At 41.3% G+C, this 17,836-nt stretch carries 17 protein-coding genes; 16 read left to right on the top strand and 1 reads right to left on the bottom strand.

The features are described 5' to 3' along the window. Positions 1 to 87: 87 nt before the first annotated feature. From icd to A374_RS09360, 3 genes are all read left to right on the top strand, one after another. The gene (gene icd / locus A374_RS09370; RefSeq protein ID WP_007201960.1) at positions 88 to 1,356 is read left to right on the top strand and encodes an NADP-dependent isocitrate dehydrogenase; all 1,269 of its coding nucleotides are present in this window, start codon (positions 88 to 90) and stop codon (positions 1,354 to 1,356) included. 86 nt (positions 1,357 to 1,442) lie between these two features. Further along, positions 1,443 to 2,378, top strand: coding sequence for a malate dehydrogenase (gene mdh / locus A374_RS09365; RefSeq protein WP_007201959.1), 936 nt, complete (start codon positions 1,443 to 1,445; stop codon positions 2,376 to 2,378). A gap of 102 nt (positions 2,379 to 2,480) precedes the next feature. Further along, on the top strand, positions 2,481 to 2,954 hold the full coding sequence (locus A374_RS09360; RefSeq protein ID WP_040340505.1) for a MaoC/PaaZ C-terminal domain-containing protein: 474 nt from the start codon (positions 2,481 to 2,483) through the stop codon (positions 2,952 to 2,954). 32 nt (positions 2,955 to 2,986) lie between these two features. Here A374_RS09360 and A374_RS09355 read toward each other — a convergent pair whose 3' ends face one another. Continuing rightward, a complete protein-coding gene (locus A374_RS09355; RefSeq protein ID WP_007201957.1) occupies positions 2,987 to 3,187 on the bottom strand; it encodes a DUF5316 family protein in 201 nt (66 codons plus the stop codon). A 192-nt stretch (positions 3,188 to 3,379) separates the two neighbouring features. On the opposite strand from A374_RS09355, the gene A374_RS09350 reads away from it, so the two are divergent. The 13 genes from A374_RS09350 to A374_RS09290 all read left to right on the top strand — a co-directional run bounded on the left by A374_RS09350 (position 3,380) and on the right by A374_RS09290 (position 17,530). Continuing rightward, entirely contained in the window at positions 3,380 to 4,087 is a 708-nt protein-coding gene (locus A374_RS09350) for a response regulator transcription factor (protein WP_007201956.1), read from the top strand. Beyond that, positions 4,087 to 5,814 carry a two-component system histidine kinase PnpS gene (gene pnpS / locus A374_RS09345; protein WP_007201955.1) on the top strand — a complete coding sequence of 576 codons (1,728 nt, stop codon included), beginning with the start codon at positions 4,087 to 4,089 and terminating at the stop codon, positions 5,812 to 5,814. Before A374_RS09350 ends, pnpS begins: the two co-directional genes overlap by 1 nt. A 195-nt stretch (positions 5,815 to 6,009) precedes the next feature. Next, positions 6,010 to 8,643, top strand: a complete 2,634-nt coding sequence (gene polA / locus A374_RS09340; protein ID WP_007201954.1) for a DNA polymerase I — start codon at positions 6,010 to 6,012, stop codon at positions 8,641 to 8,643. A 25-nt stretch (positions 8,644 to 8,668) separates the two neighbouring features. Beyond that, a complete protein-coding gene (gene mutM, locus A374_RS09335; protein WP_007201953.1) occupies positions 8,669 to 9,487 on the top strand; it encodes a DNA-formamidopyrimidine glycosylase in 819 nt (272 codons plus the stop codon). A gap of 64 nt (positions 9,488 to 9,551) precedes the next feature. Then, entirely contained in the window at positions 9,552 to 10,184 is a 633-nt protein-coding gene (gene ytaF, locus A374_RS09330; protein WP_007201952.1) for a sporulation membrane protein YtaF, read from the top strand. A gap of 10 nt (positions 10,185 to 10,194) precedes the next feature. Next, a complete protein-coding gene (coaE, locus tag A374_RS09325; RefSeq protein ID WP_040340494.1) occupies positions 10,195 to 10,794 on the top strand; it encodes a dephospho-CoA kinase in 600 nt (199 codons plus the stop codon). A 129-nt stretch (positions 10,795 to 10,923) separates the two neighbouring features. Next, the gene (locus A374_RS09320) at positions 10,924 to 11,958 is read left to right on the top strand and encodes a glyceraldehyde-3-phosphate dehydrogenase (RefSeq protein WP_007201950.1); all 1,035 of its coding nucleotides are present in this window, start codon (positions 10,924 to 10,926) and stop codon (positions 11,956 to 11,958) included. A 292-nt stretch (positions 11,959 to 12,250) separates the two neighbouring features. Further along, positions 12,251 to 12,637, top strand: coding sequence for an adenosylmethionine decarboxylase (gene speD / locus A374_RS09315; protein WP_007201949.1), 387 nt, complete (start codon positions 12,251 to 12,253; stop codon positions 12,635 to 12,637). A gap of 222 nt (positions 12,638 to 12,859) precedes the next feature. Continuing rightward, positions 12,860 to 13,321 carry a transcriptional regulator NrdR gene (gene nrdR / locus A374_RS09310; protein ID WP_007201948.1) on the top strand — a complete coding sequence of 154 codons (462 nt, stop codon included), beginning with the start codon at positions 12,860 to 12,862 and terminating at the stop codon, positions 13,319 to 13,321. A gap of 76 nt (positions 13,322 to 13,397) precedes the next feature. Beyond that, a complete protein-coding gene (locus A374_RS09305; RefSeq protein WP_007201947.1) occupies positions 13,398 to 14,786 on the top strand; it encodes a replication initiation and membrane attachment family protein in 1,389 nt (462 codons plus the stop codon). 20 nt (positions 14,787 to 14,806) lie between these two features. Next, positions 14,807 to 15,745 (top strand): primosomal protein DnaI, encoded by a 939-nt coding sequence (gene dnaI / locus A374_RS09300; RefSeq protein ID WP_007201946.1) that lies wholly within the window; start codon positions 14,807 to 14,809, stop codon positions 15,743 to 15,745. Positions 15,746 to 15,866: 121 nt separating this feature from the next. Beyond that, positions 15,867 to 16,721 (top strand): GRP family sugar transporter, encoded by an 855-nt coding sequence (locus tag A374_RS09295; RefSeq protein WP_007201945.1) that lies wholly within the window; start codon positions 15,867 to 15,869, stop codon positions 16,719 to 16,721. 20 nt (positions 16,722 to 16,741) lie between these two features. After that, a complete protein-coding gene (locus A374_RS09290) occupies positions 16,742 to 17,530 on the top strand; it encodes a glucose-1-dehydrogenase (RefSeq protein WP_007201944.1) in 789 nt (262 codons plus the stop codon). Positions 17,531 to 17,836 lie beyond the last annotated feature (306 nt).

The following is a 17,836-nucleotide window of genomic DNA, read 5'->3' as shown; positions in this document are numbered from 1 at the left end:
CAAAAGAGAAGAGAGATCTCTCTTCTCTTTTAAGAGGTTATCTAGTAGGATAAGAGAGAAACAGATTTTGATAGGAGGACAAGCAACATGTCAAATGGAGAGCGTATTACAGTAGATAATGGCGTACTAAATGTACCAAATCAACCGGTGATTCCTTATATCGAAGGAGACGGAACAGGTCCTGATATTTGGGCAGCAGCTTCTCGCGTTTTAGAAGCAGCCGTAGATAAAGCCTATAACGGTGAAAAGAAAATCGTTTGGAAAGAAGTATTAGCAGGGGAGAAAGCGTTTAACCAAACAGGTGAATGGCTTCCAGCTGAAACACTAGACGTTATTCGCGAGTACATCATCGCAATTAAAGGACCACTAACAACACCAATCGGTGGCGGAATTCGTTCATTGAACGTAGCACTTCGTCAAGAGCTTGATTTGTTTACGTGCCTACGTCCCGTTCGTTACTTCCAAGGTGTACCTTCACCTGTAAAACGTCCTGAAGATACAGATATGGTTATTTTCCGTGAAAACACAGAAGATATCTATGCTGGTATTGAATATAAGAGCGGATCTGACGAAGTGAAGAAATTGATTTCTTTCCTTCAAACAGAAATGGGCGTTAACAAAATTCGTTTCCCTGAAACTTCAGGAATTGGTATTAAACCAGTTTCATCTGAAGGAACAAAACGTCTTGTGCGTGCAGCGCTTCAATATGCTATTAACGAAGGACGTAAGAGCCTAACGCTTGTACACAAAGGAAACATCATGAAGTTTACAGAAGGTGCTTTCAAAAACTGGGGTTACGAGCTTGCTGAGCAAGAGTTCGGTGAACACGTATTTACGTGGGCGCAATATGACCGTATTGCTGAAGCAGACGGTAAAGAAGCAGCAAACAAAGCACAAGCAGACGCAGAAGCTGCTGGCAAAATTATCGTAAAAGATTCAATCGCTGATATCTTCTTACAACAAATTTTGACGCGTCCAGCTGAGTTTGATGTTGTTGCAACAATGAATCTAAACGGTGACTACATTTCTGATGCCCTAGCTGCACAAGTTGGTGGAATTGGAATCGCTCCTGGAGCAAACATTAACTACGAAACAGGACATGCGATTTTCGAAGCAACACACGGTACAGCTCCGAAATATGCGGGTCTTGATAAAGTAAACCCATCTTCAGTCATCCTTTCTGGTGTATTAATGCTTGAACACCTTGGATGGCATGAAGCAGCGAAACTTGTAACGGATTCCATGGAATCAGCAATTGCTGAGAAAGTGGTTACGTATGATTTCGCTCGTCTAATGGATGGCGCTACTGAAGTAAAATGCTCTGAGTTTGCAGACGCACTTATTAGCAAAATGTAAGGATTGGGTCCCGCGCGTCGGGACCTTTTCTTTACACCTTATCTCAATCTTTTAAATTAGCTAGCTTACTAGGAGGTTCGTATCTTATGAATTCACGTAAAAAAATTGCTGTTATTGGTGCAGGTTTTACAGGAGCAACAACGGCTTTTATTGCTGCTCAAAAAGAGTTAGGCGATGTTGTGCTCGTCGATATCCCGCAAGCGGAAAATCCAACTAAAGGAAAAGCGCTCGATATGTTAGAAGCGAGTCCTGTTCAAGGATTTGATGCCAACATTACTGGAACATCGAACTATGAAGATACGAAAGACTCTGATGTGGTTGTCATTACGGCGGGCATTGCGCGTAAGCCTGGCATGAGCCGCGATGATCTTGTGAATACGAATGCGAAAGTCATGAAAAGCGTAACGAAGGAAATTGTAAAATATTCTCCGAACGCCGTTATTATCGTTCTCACAAATCCGGTTGATGCAATGACATACACCGTATTAAAAGAATCAGGGTTTCCGAAAAGCCGTGTCATTGGACAATCGGGTATTCTAGATACGGCACGCTTCCGCACATTCGTTGCACAAGAACTTAACGTTTCTGTAAAAGATGTGACGGGATTTGTTCTAGGTGGTCATGGCGATGATATGGTGCCACTCGTTCGTTACTCCTATGCTGGTGGTATTCCGCTACAAAGCTTACTTCCACAAGACCGTCTTGATGCGATTGTGGCGCGAACGCGTACAGGTGGCGGGGAAATCGTTAACTTGTTAGGTAACGGTAGTGCGTACTATGCACCAGCCGCTGCTCTCGTGGAAATGGCGGAAGCTGTCTTAAAAGATCAACGTCGTATTCTTCCGGCAATTGCTTATTTAGAAGGAGAATATGGGTATGAGGGGATTTGCCTTGGTATTCCAACGGTCGTTGGTGGAAATGGTTTAGAACAAATTATTGAACTAGACTTAACGCCAGAAGAAAAAGCGGCACTTGACCAATCTGCTCAATCAGTGAAAAGTGTGATGAGTGTATTAGCGTAAACGTATAGCCTTATAGAATAAACTCGCTTGATCGGCGAGTTTATTCTATAAGAAAAATGTAAGCGTTTACGTAAATTGCGGGATGAGAGGATGACTGTGATGCTGTTAGGGAAAAAACGCAAGCTCGGACGAATGATTTCAGAACTTCAAGTGGGTGAGCGCTTAGAATTAACGCAAGCGATTGAAGATCAAGATTTGCTGTTATATCTCGGAATGACAAATGATAACAATCCGTTGTTTATTCAACATGACTATGCAGCAATGACACCATTTAAAAAACCAATTGTGCCCCAAATTCTATTAACAGGAATAATTACAGCTGCGGTTTCGAAATATTTGCCTGGACCAGGAAGTAGCATCGAAAAGCAAAGTTTAACCTTTCCACGTCCTGTCTATCACTATAGCAAAGTAACGCTGCACTTTGAATTGAGTGAGGTAAACGTTGAAGCGCATCACGTGAAAATCATTGTTACTGCCCATAACGAAAAAAAAGAAGTCGTTGTGGATGGCGAACTTGTAGTCTGCCCACCTTTTCCACCCAAATCAATTACATCAAAAGTATTAGAAAATTTCTAACAAGCCGGCCTCGTGCCGGTTTTTTTAATGCTTTACCATAGAAAGTAGGCAATCACGAGGCAAAGTAAGCCAAGTAAGCCACACCAAAGCGCCACGCGTATTCTAAAGCTTCGATGTTCTCCTGTTTCTGAATGAAACGTACTTCTTTGTTGGTCGCCACTTGTCCATGCACCAATAAAAACGCCTGATATAATAATACCGACAATCCCTAGTATTAAAAAAAGTGTAAACAAAAGAAGCCCTCCTTTTTTCTATATATACCATGATAGTTCGCTATCGTGCCTTTCATTCCTGTCATAAAGAGAGCGGACAATGAGAAAACGTCATGAATTCTTTACATAAACTTAAACTTTGACCTTTTGTGATAATGGCTGAAACATAGTATGATACATGTATAGAAACATGAAGAAAAAGGGTGGGAAAACATGAGCCGCAAAATCATGGTTATTGAGGATGAGCTATCAATTTCTACGTTACTGCAATTTAATTTAGAACAAGCTGGCTTTACGGTGACAACCGCGATGGATGGGTTAACAGGACTTAATCTAGCAGTTGCTGAGCCTCCAGATTTAATTGTTTTAGATTTAATGTTACCAGAAATGGATGGCCTTGAAGTATGTAAGCAATTGCGTCAAAAACAAATTTTCGTACCAATTCTTATGTTAACTGCAAAAGATGATGAGTTTGATAAAGTTCTTGGTTTAGAGTTGGGCGCAGATGATTATATGACGAAGCCCTTTTCACCACGAGAAGTCGTGGCACGCGTGAAAGCGATCTTAAGAAGAAGTCAGCAGCTAAGCATGGAGCAAAACGCCGCTGATGTAATTGAAAAGCTAACCATTGGTGAAGTGGAAGTTTTTCCAGATAACTATGAAGCGTATTTTAAAGGACAAGCACTGGAGTTAACACCAAAAGAATTTGAGCTGCTGCTGTATTTATCACGAAATAAAAATCGCGTCTTAACGCGTGAGCAGCTCCTTTCTGCCGTCTGGAACTATGATTTTGTAGGCGATACACGCATCGTTGATGTGCATATTAGCCACTTGCGAGAAAAAATCGAGGAAAACACCCGAAAGCCGATGTATATAAAAACCATTCGGGGTACGGGTTATAAGCTGGAGGTTCCGCAGTAATGCCGGATTTTAAAAACCGGGTATTAACGTTTTTCCTCATTGCCATCATGTTCGTTTTTATTTTGCTTTCGCTTATGGTAGGTAGCTTAGTGCATTCCACGGTGAAAGAAAAGCGACTTCAACACTATAAAAGCGAGTTAATGTTGCTTTCGCTTGCTGCACAAGATCAAAATCAGCACGTATTAGAAGCACAAATGAAGCAAGTAGCGGGTAATATAGAAGGGAAAGTCCGCTATTATGCGAAAGATGGCAAGCTTCTGCTGCAATATGGGAAACGTAAGGAAAGCGAGCAAGCGCCATTAAAGATTGCGTCCATTAAACACGACAGTTTGACAATGACGAAAGAAGGAGCCAATAACTTATACACGCTACCCATTGAGCAAAATCAGTCTGTTGGCTTTATGCAGCTTGTCATTCCAGAGAAAGTCGCCAATCAAAGTGAACGGTGGATTTGGTTGCTTCTCTCGTTTGGATTTTTAGTCACACTGGTCATTGTGCTCATCGTCTCCATACGGGTGTTGAATCGGATCATTAAACCTGTAGAAGAAGCAACAACTACGGCAAAGGAACTGGCACGCGGTAACTTTAAAGCGCGCACGTACGAGTATAAAGGCGATGTTGGAGAGTTGAATTACTCATTAAATGTGTTAGCACGCAATCTTGCGAAAATGACAAAGTCGTATGCTTCAGAACAGGATCGTTTAAAAACACTCATTGAAAATATGGGCAGCGGCGTTATTCTTATTGATAAAAACGGAAGCATTACGATTGTAAATCGCGCCTTTAAAGAACTATTTAAAGAGCATACAGAGTCATGGGCAGGTCATTTGTTTCACGAAGTGTTTCCGCATAAAGAGATCATTGATCTTGTAGAAGATACGTTCTTAATGGAAACGAATATTCGTAAGCAAGTCGTTTTACCCATTCATATTGAACGAAAGCATTTTGATGTGAGCAGTGCACCTGTCTTAAATAATCTTGGCAAGCTCCGCGGCATCGTACTTGTTTTTCATGATATTACGGAATTAAAAAAATTAGAGCAAATTCGTAAAGACTTTGTTGCGAACGTCTCACACGAGTTGAAAACGCCTGTTACTTCATTAAAAGGATTTGCTGAAACCTTATTAGATGGAGCGGCAGATCAACCTGATATTCGTGATAAATTTTTAACAATCATGTGGAAGGAAAGTGAACGGCTGCAGCTCTTGATTCAAGATTTGTTAGATTTGTCAAAAGCGGAGCAAGGCTACGCGCTTGAGCTTCAGGAAGTTTCACTTGCTACGATTGTAGAGGAAGTGCTTTTAATTTTAGAACCGAAGGCAGAAGAAAAAGGCATTGCGCTTAAGTTTGCAGTAGAAGGTGCTACGACAGTAGAAGGGGATGGACAGCGCCTCAAGCAAGTATTTATCAATTTAATTAACAATGCGCTAAATTACACTCCTGCTGGAGGCCGTGTTCTCATTCGGCTGAAGGAAAGTGCCGAGAAGGTTACTTTTTCAGTATCTGATACGGGGATTGGAATTAAAAAAGAAGAAATTTCCCGGATTTTTGAACGGTTTTATCGTGTGGATAAAGGGCGTAGCCGTAACTCTGGGGGAACGGGGCTAGGCTTAGCCATTGTCAAGCATTTAGTGGAAGCGCATCATGGGCGCATTCACGTAAAAAGTAAGGTTGGTGAAGGCTCGACCTTTACGCTTGTGTTTCGGAAGAAGTTTACAAATAATTAACATCGCTAACGGATTTCCTTCATAAAGCCCTTGTATACTAAAAGTATCCTTTTTCAATTGTTACCCCCTTTCACAGAGAATCCTTATGGGTTCTCTCTTTTTTTGTATAGAGAACGTTGGTTCTTATGTTATTTTCTTTTGGGGAACAGCGGTGGTACAATAAGAGGAAGAAACCTAATGTGGAGGTCTGTTAAGTTGGGTCATAAATTAGTATTAATTGATGGAAATAGTATTGCGTATCGGGCGTTCTTTGCATTGCCGCTTTTAAACAATGATAAAGGTGTCTACACAAATGCCGTGTATGGCTTTACAACGATGCTACTAAAGATTTTAGAAGAAGAGAAGCCAGATCACGTGTTAGTAGCATTCGATGCTGGCAAAACAACGTTTCGTCATGCGACGTTTACAGAATATAAAGGCGGACGTCAGAAAACACCACCTGAGCTTTCTGAACAATTTCCGCTTATTCGGCAATTGTTAGATGCGTTTGGTATTAAACGCTATGAGCTTCCTAATTATGAAGCGGACGATATTATCGGCACGTTATCAGGACAAGCGCACGATGAAAAGTGGAAAGTGACCGTTATTACAGGTGACAAAGATATGTTGCAACTCGTCACGGATGATGTGACTGTTGCGTTAACGAAAAAAGGAATAACCGATATCGACCGCTTTGATCCAGCGCTGATTGAGGAGCGCTATAGCTTAACGCCACAGCAAATCATTGATATGAAGGGGCTGATGGGAGATGCTTCTGATAACATCCCTGGCGTACCTGGAGTTGGTGAAAAAACAGCCATTAAACTGATCAAGCAATTTGGCAGTTTAGAAGCGGTACTTGAGCATATTCAAGATGTGTCGGGTGCTAAATTAAAAGAAAAGCTAACTGAGAACCGTGAGCAAGCGCTTATGAGCAAGCAACTCGCAACGATTGAATGTCAAGCACCGCTCGAATTGTCATTACAAGATACAAGCTATAGCGGGTATGACGGCGAGCGACTTTTCCCCTTTTTTAAAGAGCTTGGCTTTCACTCGCTTATTGAGAGATTAGGTGGAGAAGCGGTTGCAGAGGTGAAAGTAGAGCAAGAAGCGCTGTCCTTTGAAGAAGTAGAGGACATTACGGAAGACGTCTTAGCTTCCCCCGCTGCGCTCATCGTTGAAACGATGCCAGAAACGTATCATGGAGCAGAAACGCTTGGTATTGCTATCGTTAATGAAACAGGGAATTATTACATTTCACGTGATCTTGCTTTTTCTTCTGCCTTGTTTAAAGAATGGATCGAAAACGAAGACAAAGAAAAATTCGTTTTTGATGGCAAACGTGTCTATGTGGCGTTGCAGCAGGCGGGACTTTCCTTACATGGTGTTTCTTTTGATGTGATGATTGCTTCCTATTTATTAAATCCGTCCGAATCAAGTGATGAGCTTGCTAGCATTGCTATTCGCCATCACTTATCGCCACCTGATCATGAAGATGCTGTGTATGGAAAAGGAGCAAAGCGCAAAGCACCTGATGTGCAAGCATTAATGGAGCATACCGTTCGTAAAGCAAAAGCCATTTATGCCTTACAAGCACCATTGCTAAAAGGTTTAAAGGAAAATGAACAATATGATTTATTTGCTTCCCTAGAGCTACCGCTTTCACTCGTATTAGCAAAAATGGAAACGCTCGGTGTGAAAATCGATTTGGAGCGTTTGCGACAAATGGGGAAAGAACTAACAGCTACTCTGATTACATTAGAGGCAGATATTCATGCGTTAGCTGGTGTTGCTTTTAACATTAATTCGCCGAAACAGCTTGGAGAAGTTTTATTTGAAAAACTAGGCTTACCCGTGCAGAAGAAAACAAAGACAGGTTATAGTACATCTGTTGACGTGCTTGAAAAGCTTGAGAATAAACATGAGATTATCGAGAAAATATTACTCTATCGCCAACTTGGAAAATTAAGCTCAACCTATATTGAAGGATTGTTAAAAGTCGTTCATCCTGAGTCGAAGAAAATTCATACGCGCTTTAACCAAGCGTTAACACAAACGGGTCGTTTAAGCTCCACAGAGCCGAATTTGCAAAATATCCCGATTCGCTTAGAGCTTGGACGTAAAATTCGTGAGGCTTTTATTCCTTCTAAAGAAGGTTGGAAAATTCTCGCGGCGGATTATTCGCAAATTGAACTTCGTGTCTTAGCGCACATTTCTCAGGACGAGAACTTAATGGAAGCCTTTAAAAAAGAAATGGATGTTCATACGAAAACAGCGATGGATGTCTTTCACGTAGAGCAAGAGGAAGTAACGTCTCAAATGCGTCGTCATGCGAAAGCTGTTAACTTTGGAATTGTGTATGGAATTAGTGATTACGGTTTATCGCAAAGTTTAAATATTACGCGTAAAGAAGCAAGTGACTTCATTCATCAATACTTACAAACGTTCCCTGGCGTTGAAGAATATATGAAGCGCATTGTAAGTGAAGCGAAACATCAAGGCTATGTATCGACCTTGCTTCATCGTCGTCGCTATTTACCAGAGATTACGAGTCGAAACTTTAACTTGCGCAGCTTTGCTGAACGCACAGCGATGAATACGCCGATTCAAGGAACAGCAGCCGATATTATTAAAAAGGCGATGGTTGAAATGGATGAAGCGTTACAACGTGAAGGTATGCAAGCAAAGATGTTACTGCAAGTACACGATGAATTAATTTTTGAAGTGCCAGAAGAAGAAGTGAAGAAGCTTCAAGAAGTGGTACAGCGTGTGATGGAACAAGCATTAGCGCTTGACGTTCCACTAAAGGTGGATATGAATAGCGGCAATACATGGTATGATGCGAAATAAAAAGAAGTAAAAGGAGTTGCCTCCTATGCCAGAGCTACCAGAAGTTGAAAATGTCAAAAATACATTAAACAAACTTGTGGCCAATAAAACGATCCAAAACGTAACCGTTCGTTGGCCCAACATTGTAAAATATGAAATCGATGCTTTTAAAGAGCGATTGAGCGGTCAAACCATTCTAGAAACAACGCGGCGCGGTAAGTTTTTAAAGCTTGTGTTGTCAGAAGATGTGATTGTGTCTCATTTGCGCATGGAAGGAAAGTATAGCTTACATGATAACGAGGAGCCGCTGAATAAGCATGCGCACGTCATTTTCTCGTTTACAGATGGAACAGAGCTTCGCTATCATGATGTGCGGAAATTTGGTACGATGCACCTGTATCGCCAAGGTGAAGAAGAAACGGCGCCTCCTCTCAACAATGTGGGGTTTGAACCGTTTGATCCAGCACTCACGCCGACAGTTATGCAAGCACTGTTTAAAAAAACAACACGTAACATTAAAGCCGTACTGCTCGATCAATCATTAATTGCTGGACTTGGAAATATTTATGTGGATGAGGTTCTGTTTGCGTCCGGCATTCACCCAGAAACAAAGGCACAAGCGTTAACGCTTGCGCAGTTAGGTGTTCTTCATGAAAAAATCGTGGCCATTCTCGGTGAATCAGTAAAAAAAGGTGGCAGCACGATTCGCTCGTATACGAATAGTGAAGGAAAGCAAGGTAGCTTTCAGCTTGAGCTGTTTGTGTATGGAAAAAAAGGTCAGCCTTGTTTGACGTGTGGTCGTGAAATCGAACGCACCGTTATTGCAGGGCGTGGCACGCATTTTTGTACAAACTGTCAAAAATAACACAATGAACGCTTCTTTCATACACTGCAACAGCAGCTGTAGCGAAAGGAGCGTTTGTTTCATTATGATGTCAATTTCTATTCTGATCCTTGCTTTTGCCGTTAGCTTAGATAGCTTTGGAACAGGTTTAACGTATGGTATGAAGCAAATAACGATACCATTATCCTCTATTTTAATTATTTCACTATGCTCTGCGATTGTTTTTTATACATCGATGGGCTTTGGTACCGTGCTTCAACATGTACTTTCTCCTCATGCTGGAAAGATCGTAGGAGGATGTTTATTAATCGGTCTTGGTGGTTATTTTTTATATCAAGCCTTTCAATCGAAGGCGCCGGAAACTGTACGGAAAGAAAAGACTATTGTAAAATTAGAAATAAAATCCTTAGGCATTATGATTCAAATACTTAAAAAGCCAGCAATGGCAGATGTGGACCGTTCGGGATCCATTAATAGTGTCGAAGCCATCTTACTAGGCGTTGCTTTGTCTTTGGATGCTTTTGGTGCCGGGATCGGAGCAGCACTTCTCCACTTACCGCCGCTTGCAACAGCGCTGGCAGTTGCTATGATGAGCTCTTTGTTTGTCGTCATTGGCATGAAAGTAGGGTATGCAGCTGCTAAGCTAGCTTGGATGAAAAACGTCAGCTACTTACCGGGCATCGTTTTAATACTAATGGGACTATTGAAGTTGCAATGAAAGGAACGATATTCAGATGATCATTGGTTTAACAGGAGGGATCGCGAGCGGGAAAAGTACCGTTTCTCGTTATTTAAAAGAATGGAACATTCCGGTTTGTGATGCAGATATAGCGGCTCGACAAGTCGTTGAAAAAGGAACCGACGCGCTTCGGCAAATTGTCGCTGTATTTGGTGATGAGGTGCTTACTTCTACAGGGGAACTTGATCGGAAAAAGCTAGGGTCGATTATTTTTAACTGTGCAGAAAAGCGTCAACAATTAAATGCCATTGTGCATCCAGCTGTTCGTGCCCAATTAAAAAAAGAGGCGGAAAGCTATTTAGCGCAAGGTTATCCTCATGTCGTGATGGATATTCCTTTGCTTTTTGAAAGCAAGCTTACGCATATGGTAGATGTGACGCTCCTCATTTATGTTGCAGAAGATGTTCAATTAGCGCGTTTAATAGAGCGCGATCATTCAACGAAAGAAGAAGCGACAGCGCGCATTGCGTCTCAACTGCCGCTTGCGCAAAAGAAAAAATGGGCAGATGCTGTTGTTGATAATAACGGATCGGAAGAAGAATTATGGGAAAATGTTCGCCAACAATTGATAAAATGGGACGTTTTATAGCCTGCTGTCATGAACAGTAGGTTTTTTTTGCCTATTTTTATAAAATACCGTTCTTTTTTTGTTTCAATATGCTATACTAATTCTAGAAAGAGATAAAAAAAGTATAACCTATTTTGGAGGGAACAAACCATGAAAGCAAAAGTAGCGATTAATGGACTTGGGCGCATCGGACGAATGGTATTTCGTAAAATGATGGAGGACAACGAGTTTGAAGTAGTAGCGATCAACGCAAGCTATTCTCCAGAAACGTTAGCGCACATGATTAAATATGATTCTATTCACGGTGTCTTTAAAGGTGAAGTTATACCGCATGAAGGGTATTTAATGGTCAACAATCAAAAGGTACTTCTTTTAAATTCTCGCGATCCGAAAGCGCTTCCTTGGAAGGGTCTTGGGGTTGATATCGTTATAGAAGCAACCGGTAAGTTTAAATGTAAAGAAACAGCAGGATATCATTTAGAAGCGGGTGCTAAGAAAGTTATTATTACTGCTCCGGGTAAAAATGAAGACATTACGATTGTTATGGGTGTAAATGATAGCGATTACAATCCGAGTGAACATCATATTATTTCAAATGCGTCTTGTACGACTAACTGTCTAGCGCCTGTCGTAAAAGTGCTTGATGATCATTTTGGCATTGAGTCTGGTATGATGACGACGATTCATGCGTATACAAACGATCAAAAGAACATTGATAACCCACATAAAGACCTGCGCCGTGCACGTGCGTGTGGTCAGTCTATTATACCTACATCTACAGGTGCTGCTAAAGCCATCTCTAAAGTGCTTCCGCATCTTACGGGCAAGCTAAATGGTATGTCACTTCGTGTGCCTACACCTAACGTGTCTTTGGTTGATTTAGTCGTTGACGTAAAAACGCCAGTGACAGAAGAACATGTAAATGAAGTACTAATGAGAGCGGCAGAAGGCCCATTAAAAGGCATTCTTGGCTATAATGAGCTACCACTCGTTTCAATTGACTATAACGGCAATGAAAATTCGTCCATTATTGATGGATTGTCAACGATGGTAATAGAAGAGAAAAAGGTAAAAGTACTTGCTTGGTATGATAACGAGTGGGGTTACTCTTGTCGTGTCGTTGATTTAGCTAGCATGGTTGCTTCTGGCCTTTCGCAAACAGCAGAACAAAAAATTCCTTCCTAAGGTTACTTTTTCATCTCATAACGTGTAAAAAGCAGCTTCCCTTGAGCGGAGCTGCTTTTTTTGCTACGTGCTTTACAGCATGAAAGCACTTTTACTTCTTTTTATGTTAAATTAATGAAAAAAATTCTAGATTATGTTGAAATGTATAAATAAAACAAGTATACTATGATTCGGACGCTGGATTCTACTTAAAGGGTTAGGACCTCTCTGGACTAACTTTCCCCCGTGGTAGGAGCTCAGTACCGCATGCTTGAAAGGGCATGACATTTTTTAAAGGGGGACTATGCTAAATATGGATACAATGGGAAGACACGTAATTGCCGAACTGTGGGGTTGTAACAGCGAAAAGCTCAATGATTTAAAATACATCGAGGAAACATTTGTTGATGCTGCTCTAAAGTCAGGTGCTGAGGTTCGTGAAGTTGCTTTTCATAAATTTGCGCCGCATGGCGTAAGTGGGGTCGTTATTATTTCGGAGTCACATTTAACGATTCACAGTTTTCCAGAGCATGGTTATGCAAGTATCGACGTATACACTTGTGGAGATCGCATTGATCCCAATGTAGCTGCCGATTATATTTCACAGGCTTTAGAAGCAGATAGCCGTGAAAATTTGGAGGTTCCGCGTGGTATGGGACCAATTATGGCGGCTAAAAGCAAGGCAGTCGCAAACCAATAGCAAACAAGGTACAAAGAAGAGATGTGGAAGCATCTCTTTTTTTAGTGCCATTACGGTGAAAAAGAATTGACGAATGCGCTATTGCTTTGAGAAAATAAAGAAGTATGACCGTAATAGAGGTAGGATATGTGAATAGAGAATAATTACATCTTGTCACGTGCCACTCTTTTGTCTAAGATAATAATAACGAGCAGTTTATTTAGTTGATGGAGTTGATTTGCAGTGCGTTGTCCGTCATGCCAGTTTAACGGTACAAAGGTACTTGATTCTCGTCCTGTTCATTCAGGGCGCTCGATTCGTCGCAGACGGGAATGTGAATCTTGTACGTATCGCTTTACGACATTTGAAACAGTCGAGGAAATTCCGCTTATTGTGGTTAAAAAAGATGGGATTCGTGAAGAGTTTAGTCGCGAAAAGATTTTACGTGGTCTCATTAAGGCGTGTGAAAAACGTCCCGTTCCTCTTGAAGTATTAGAAAATATTGTTGATCATATTGAAAAAGATTTACGAAATCAAGGATCTCCTGAAATCAACAGTCAAGAAGTAGGAGAGAAAGTAATGGACTATTTAGCAGATACAGATGAAGTAGCGTATGTCCGCTTCGCTTCTGTGTATCGCCAGTTTAAAGATATCAATGTTTTTATTCAGGAATTGAAAGAACTAATTAAAAAAGATGAGCGTTAATCTTGCGTAAGACAGCTTTTCGTTTTACGCTTTTTTTTATCAGAAATATAGGACACACGTTTGAAAGGTGAGGAACATGAGTGGACACTGGAAAGAAATTCTCCCGGTGGATACGTATGAAGCTCAATGTAGCGGTTATTTGGATCATCTAGACCGTAAAGTATTGACCTTGCTGTACCAACCGTTAATAGGAGCCTTTGCCTACAGTTTATATATGACGTTTTGGTGTGATGCAGAGATGGGCAATGCCAAGAGGCACTCGCATCAACGATTGATGAACGTTACTCAGTTTTCATTAAAAGATATCATTGCTGCTCGCAAGCGGCTAGAGGCGATAGGATTGCTGAAGTCGTTTAAGCAGGAAAATGAAACAGAGCGAAATTACTTGTATCAGTTACAAACACCGTTATCGCCTTCTGCTTTTTTTAATGATGGCGTATTAAATATTTATTTATACAATCGTCTTGGCAAAACAAAGTATTTGGAAATGAAAGAAAGCTTTCAAGCGGATGATCAGGATGTTTCACTTTTTCAGGAAACGACAGCTTCCTTTAGTGATGTCTTTATTTCACTGCATCCGTCAGAAATGACGGCAGGTGTATATTCAGAAATTCATGAAGGTCAGCAACATGTGATGGATCGGACAAGCGGGGGACAGCTAGACTTCTCCAATGCAGCATTTGATTTTGATCTTTTACAAACGACGCTATCGAGTTTTATTATTCCAGAAGACGTACTTACACCGAAAGTTAAGGAAGCAATTAAAAAGCTTGCGTATATTTATCGGATGGGGCCGCTTGAAATGAGTCGCCAAATTCAAAATGCCTATCATTCACACGGTGAATTAACAGAAGAGCACTTACGAAAAGAAGTTCAAAAGTGGTATCGAATTGAAAATAACAATGGGCTACCTCATATGGCACTAAAAACGCAACCACATCATTTGAAAACGGTGCAAGAAGAGCCTCAAACAGATGAGGAAAAGATGATTCGTTTTTTCGAGGAAGTATCGCCTTATCAATTGCTTGAAATTCAATCAGGTGCACGACCGGCAGAGGCGGATGTATCCATTATTGCGTATTTATTAATGGATCAAAAGCTCCAGCCAGGTGTTGTTAATGTATTGCTCGATTATGTTATGAAGACGAGTGATATGAAGCTCATTCGCTCGTTTGTTGAAAAAATTGCTAGCCACTGGGCACGCAAAAAAGTTCAAACGGTGCCAGAAGCGATGACGCTTGCTCGCATGGAGCAAAAAAAGTATCGTGAGTGGCAAGAGCGTAAATCAACACAAGGACGAAGAGCGTCACGTGGCCAAACGAAACAAGCAAGATTGCCGGATTGGTTAAAAGATACAAATGAAAGCCAAGAAAAGAAGGATCGCACAACGCAAGACAGCACGCCAAGTCAGGAAGTTGAAGCAAAGAATCAACAATGGCTAGAAGATCTTTTGAAAGAATTTTAGCATCTTAAGGAGGAGAAACTATGGATTCGATTGAAGATGCCGTTAAAACGATGCCAGGCTTTAATCAATTTCAAAAAGAATACGACCGAATCAAGCGAGAAGTGCTACAAGACCCACTTGTCCGCTCTTTTTTAAGTCGTTATCCTACCTTGAGTGACGCTAGTATTGAAAAAGGATTAACGAAGCTGTATGAATACAGTAAAGAGCAAAAGCAATGTAGTCAATGCCCTGGTTTGCAAGCGTGTCCCAACCTGATGGCAGGCTACCAGCCTCATCTTGAAGTGGAGAAAAATCAATTAAGTATTTATTACGAAAAGTGTTCCCTTAAAAAGCAGGATGAGCATCAAAAATCATTGTCTGCTCGGATGCAAAGCTATTTTATTCCGAAAGATATTTTGGAAGCTTCTTTTACGAACTTAACAAGCATTGATGAAGATCGGAAAGAAGCAATTGGAGCAGGGATGGCTTTTGTCAAGAAGCTCAGCGCCAAAGAAGAAGCCAAAGGTCTTTACTTTTATGGGAAATTTGGCGTTGGAAAAACGTACCTTCTCGGTGCCATTGCGAATGCCCTTGCTGAACGTGGTATCTCGTCCTTGCTCATTCATACGCCCGAATTTCTTCGGGAGATGAAGAGTAGCTTGTCAGACGGGACATTCAACGAGAAAATGGAATTGCTGAAAACCGTGCCTGTTCTCATGTTAGATGATCTTGGAGCAGAAAACATGACCAATTGGGTAAGAGATGAGATAATAGGTGTCATCCTTCAATATAGAATGATGGAAAGGCTGCCTACTCTGTACTCTTCCAATTACGATTTTGAATTTCTTGAAGAACACTTTTCCTACTCGCAAAAGGGTGGATTGGAAGAAGCGAAAGCAAAGAGGATCATGGAACGGATTCGTCATCTTGCCACACCGATTTTTATTGGTGGTGACAAGAATTTTCGAGCGAATCAATAAGAAGTGGACGTCTCCCCATCATTTACTGGTGGGGTTTTTTGTTTTTTTTGTTTAGCTTCATGAAACATCGGGAAGATGCAAATACTATGTGTGTTGCAGCAAGAATAGAAAGGAAATGGATATGGGTATTATTTTAGCAGTACTTACAGCGGTGTGTTGGGGAAGTATCGTCCTTGTCAGCCAAAAGCTTGGAGGGAACTCTTATAGCCAAACACTTGGTATGACGATTGGGGCACTTGTATTCTCCATCGTAACCTATTTTATCGTACATCCTCATATCAATTCTCTCGTTTTCATCGTCGGAATTGTTTCAGGGATGTTCTGGGTTGTCGGACAACGTTTCCAATTTGCGAGTGTAGATCATTTAGGGGTTTCAAAAATTGTCCCTCTATCTACTGGTATGCAACTCTTTGGAACGTCACTTTTCGGGGTGCTTGTTTTTCATGAATGGAAAACATCCACAGAAATTATTGTGGGTATTATTGCAATCGTAATTATTATTCTAGGTGCCGTCTTTACGTCTGTTAAAGATCAAGCGAATGATGAGAGCGGTTCGGAACAAACGAGTAAAGGATTTTTAATTTTAATCTTATCAACAGCTGGCTATGTTGGCTATGTTGTCATCGTTCGATGGTTTAATGTCGGCGGCTGGGAAGCCATCCTACCTCAAGCTCTCGGTATGTTTATCGGAGGTTTACTCTTAACCTTTAGCGGGAAACCATTTAATAAATTTGCTATAAGAAATATTTTAACTGGTTTACTGTGGAGCACAGGTAATATCGCGCTTCTCCTTTCTTTACCGAAAATTGGGGTCGCGACAAGCTTTTCTCTCTCACAAACCGGTATTATTATTTCCACACTTGGCGGAATATTCATTTTGAAAGAGAAGAAATCTAAGAAACAAGTCGGTTTTATCATTGCTGGCTGTTTGTTCATCATTATTGGTGGCGTAATGCTTGGATTTACGAAAAGCTAAAACAGAGGTGACATAATACGATGTATCAAGATTTACAAGGAAAAACGGTTATTATTACAGGCGGAAATACAGGCATCGGTAAGGCATGTGCTGAGCGGTTTGCAAAAGAAGGATGCAACGTTGTTGTCAACTACTTTGAGAATAATGCGCTTGGCATTGAAGAATTACTTGGGCAACTGAAAGATCTTGGAGGACAAGCCATTGCTGTTCAAGGAGATGTTACGAAGGAAGCAGATATAAAGGCGCTATTAAAAGAAACGCTTGAGGCATTTGGATCGTTAGATATTTTTCTTAACAATGCCGGTTTGGAAAATGAAGTACCTTCTCATGAGCTTTCCCTTGATGATTGGAATAAAGTCATCTCAACGAACTTAACAGGTCAGTTTTTAGGCTGTCGGGAAGCTATTTCTTATTTTCTAGAGCATAATGTTCAAGGAAACATCATTAACATGTCAAGCGTACATGAGATCATTCCGTGGCCGCATTTCGTACATTACGCTGCCAGTAAGGGCGGGGTGAAAATGATGACACAAACGCTCGCAATGGAATATGCACCAAAGAAAATTCGCGTGAATGCGATTGCGCCTGGTGCCATCAATACGCCCATTAATGCTGAAAAATTTGCCGATCCAGAGCAACGTGCTTCCGTAGAAGAAATGATACCAATGGGATACATCGCTGAACCAGAAGAGATTGCCTCTCTCGCCGTTTGGCTTGCTTCACAAGAGGCGAAATATGTGACAGGGCATACATTGTTTGCTGATGGTGGCATGTCGCTTTATCCATCCTTTCAAGCCGGTCGCGGCTAAGGATGATAGAAAAGAGGCTGGGACATAAACAGCCTTACCACATAAAAAAATGGCTTAATCATCCGTTTCGATGATTAAGCCATTTTTTTTGTCGCTTAGATTGTCGTGCGTATATAAGTAGCCAGCCATCGAATGCCTCAAAAATTGGAGAAGAGAGCAAGCTCATTTGTAAACGCGCGCAGACCAGATCCGTTCGCGCGCAGAGCAGGTCCGTTCGCGCGCAGGAGCCCCGATTCGCGCGCAGACAAGCTCCGTTCGCGCGCAGGAGCCCTCGATTCGCGCGCAGACCAGTTAAATTGCTTCCGA

The sequence above is a fragment of the Fictibacillus macauensis ZFHKF-1 genome, from assembly GCF_000269865.1.
GTDB lineage: Bacteria > Bacillota > Bacilli > Bacillales > Fictibacillaceae > Fictibacillus_C > Fictibacillus_C macauensis.
Note: the sequence above shows the minus strand (reverse complement) of the source record. Positions and strands in the feature narration are given on the sequence as shown.

What these genes read in the sequence shown, in the direction of transcription:
- icd (WP_007201960.1), top strand. Translation starts at nt 88, where the DNA reads ATGTCAAATGGAGAGCGTATTACAGTAGATAATGGCGTACTAAATGTA.
- mdh (WP_007201959.1), top strand. Translation starts at nt 1,443, where the DNA reads ATGAATTCACGTAAAAAAATTGCTGTTATTGGTGCAGGTTTTACAGGA.
- A374_RS09350 (WP_007201956.1), top strand. Translation starts at nt 3,380, where the DNA reads ATGAGCCGCAAAATCATGGTTATTGAGGATGAGCTATCAATTTCTACG.
- pnpS (WP_007201955.1), top strand. Translation starts at nt 4,087, where the DNA reads ATGCCGGATTTTAAAAACCGGGTATTAACGTTTTTCCTCATTGCCATC.
- mutM (WP_007201953.1), top strand. Translation starts at nt 8,669, where the DNA reads ATGCCAGAGCTACCAGAAGTTGAAAATGTCAAAAATACATTAAACAAA.
- ytaF (WP_007201952.1), top strand. Translation starts at nt 9,552, where the DNA reads ATGATGTCAATTTCTATTCTGATCCTTGCTTTTGCCGTTAGCTTAGAT.
- A374_RS09320 (WP_007201950.1), top strand. Translation starts at nt 10,924, where the DNA reads ATGAAAGCAAAAGTAGCGATTAATGGACTTGGGCGCATCGGACGAATG.
- speD (WP_007201949.1), top strand. Translation starts at nt 12,251, where the DNA reads ATGGATACAATGGGAAGACACGTAATTGCCGAACTGTGGGGTTGTAAC.
- A374_RS09305 (WP_007201947.1), top strand. Translation starts at nt 13,398, where the DNA reads ATGAGTGGACACTGGAAAGAAATTCTCCCGGTGGATACGTATGAAGCT.
- dnaI (WP_007201946.1), top strand. Translation starts at nt 14,807, where the DNA reads ATGGATTCGATTGAAGATGCCGTTAAAACGATGCCAGGCTTTAATCAA.
- A374_RS09295 (WP_007201945.1), top strand. Translation starts at nt 15,867, where the DNA reads ATGGGTATTATTTTAGCAGTACTTACAGCGGTGTGTTGGGGAAGTATC.
- A374_RS09290 (WP_007201944.1), top strand. Translation starts at nt 16,742, where the DNA reads ATGTATCAAGATTTACAAGGAAAAACGGTTATTATTACAGGCGGAAAT.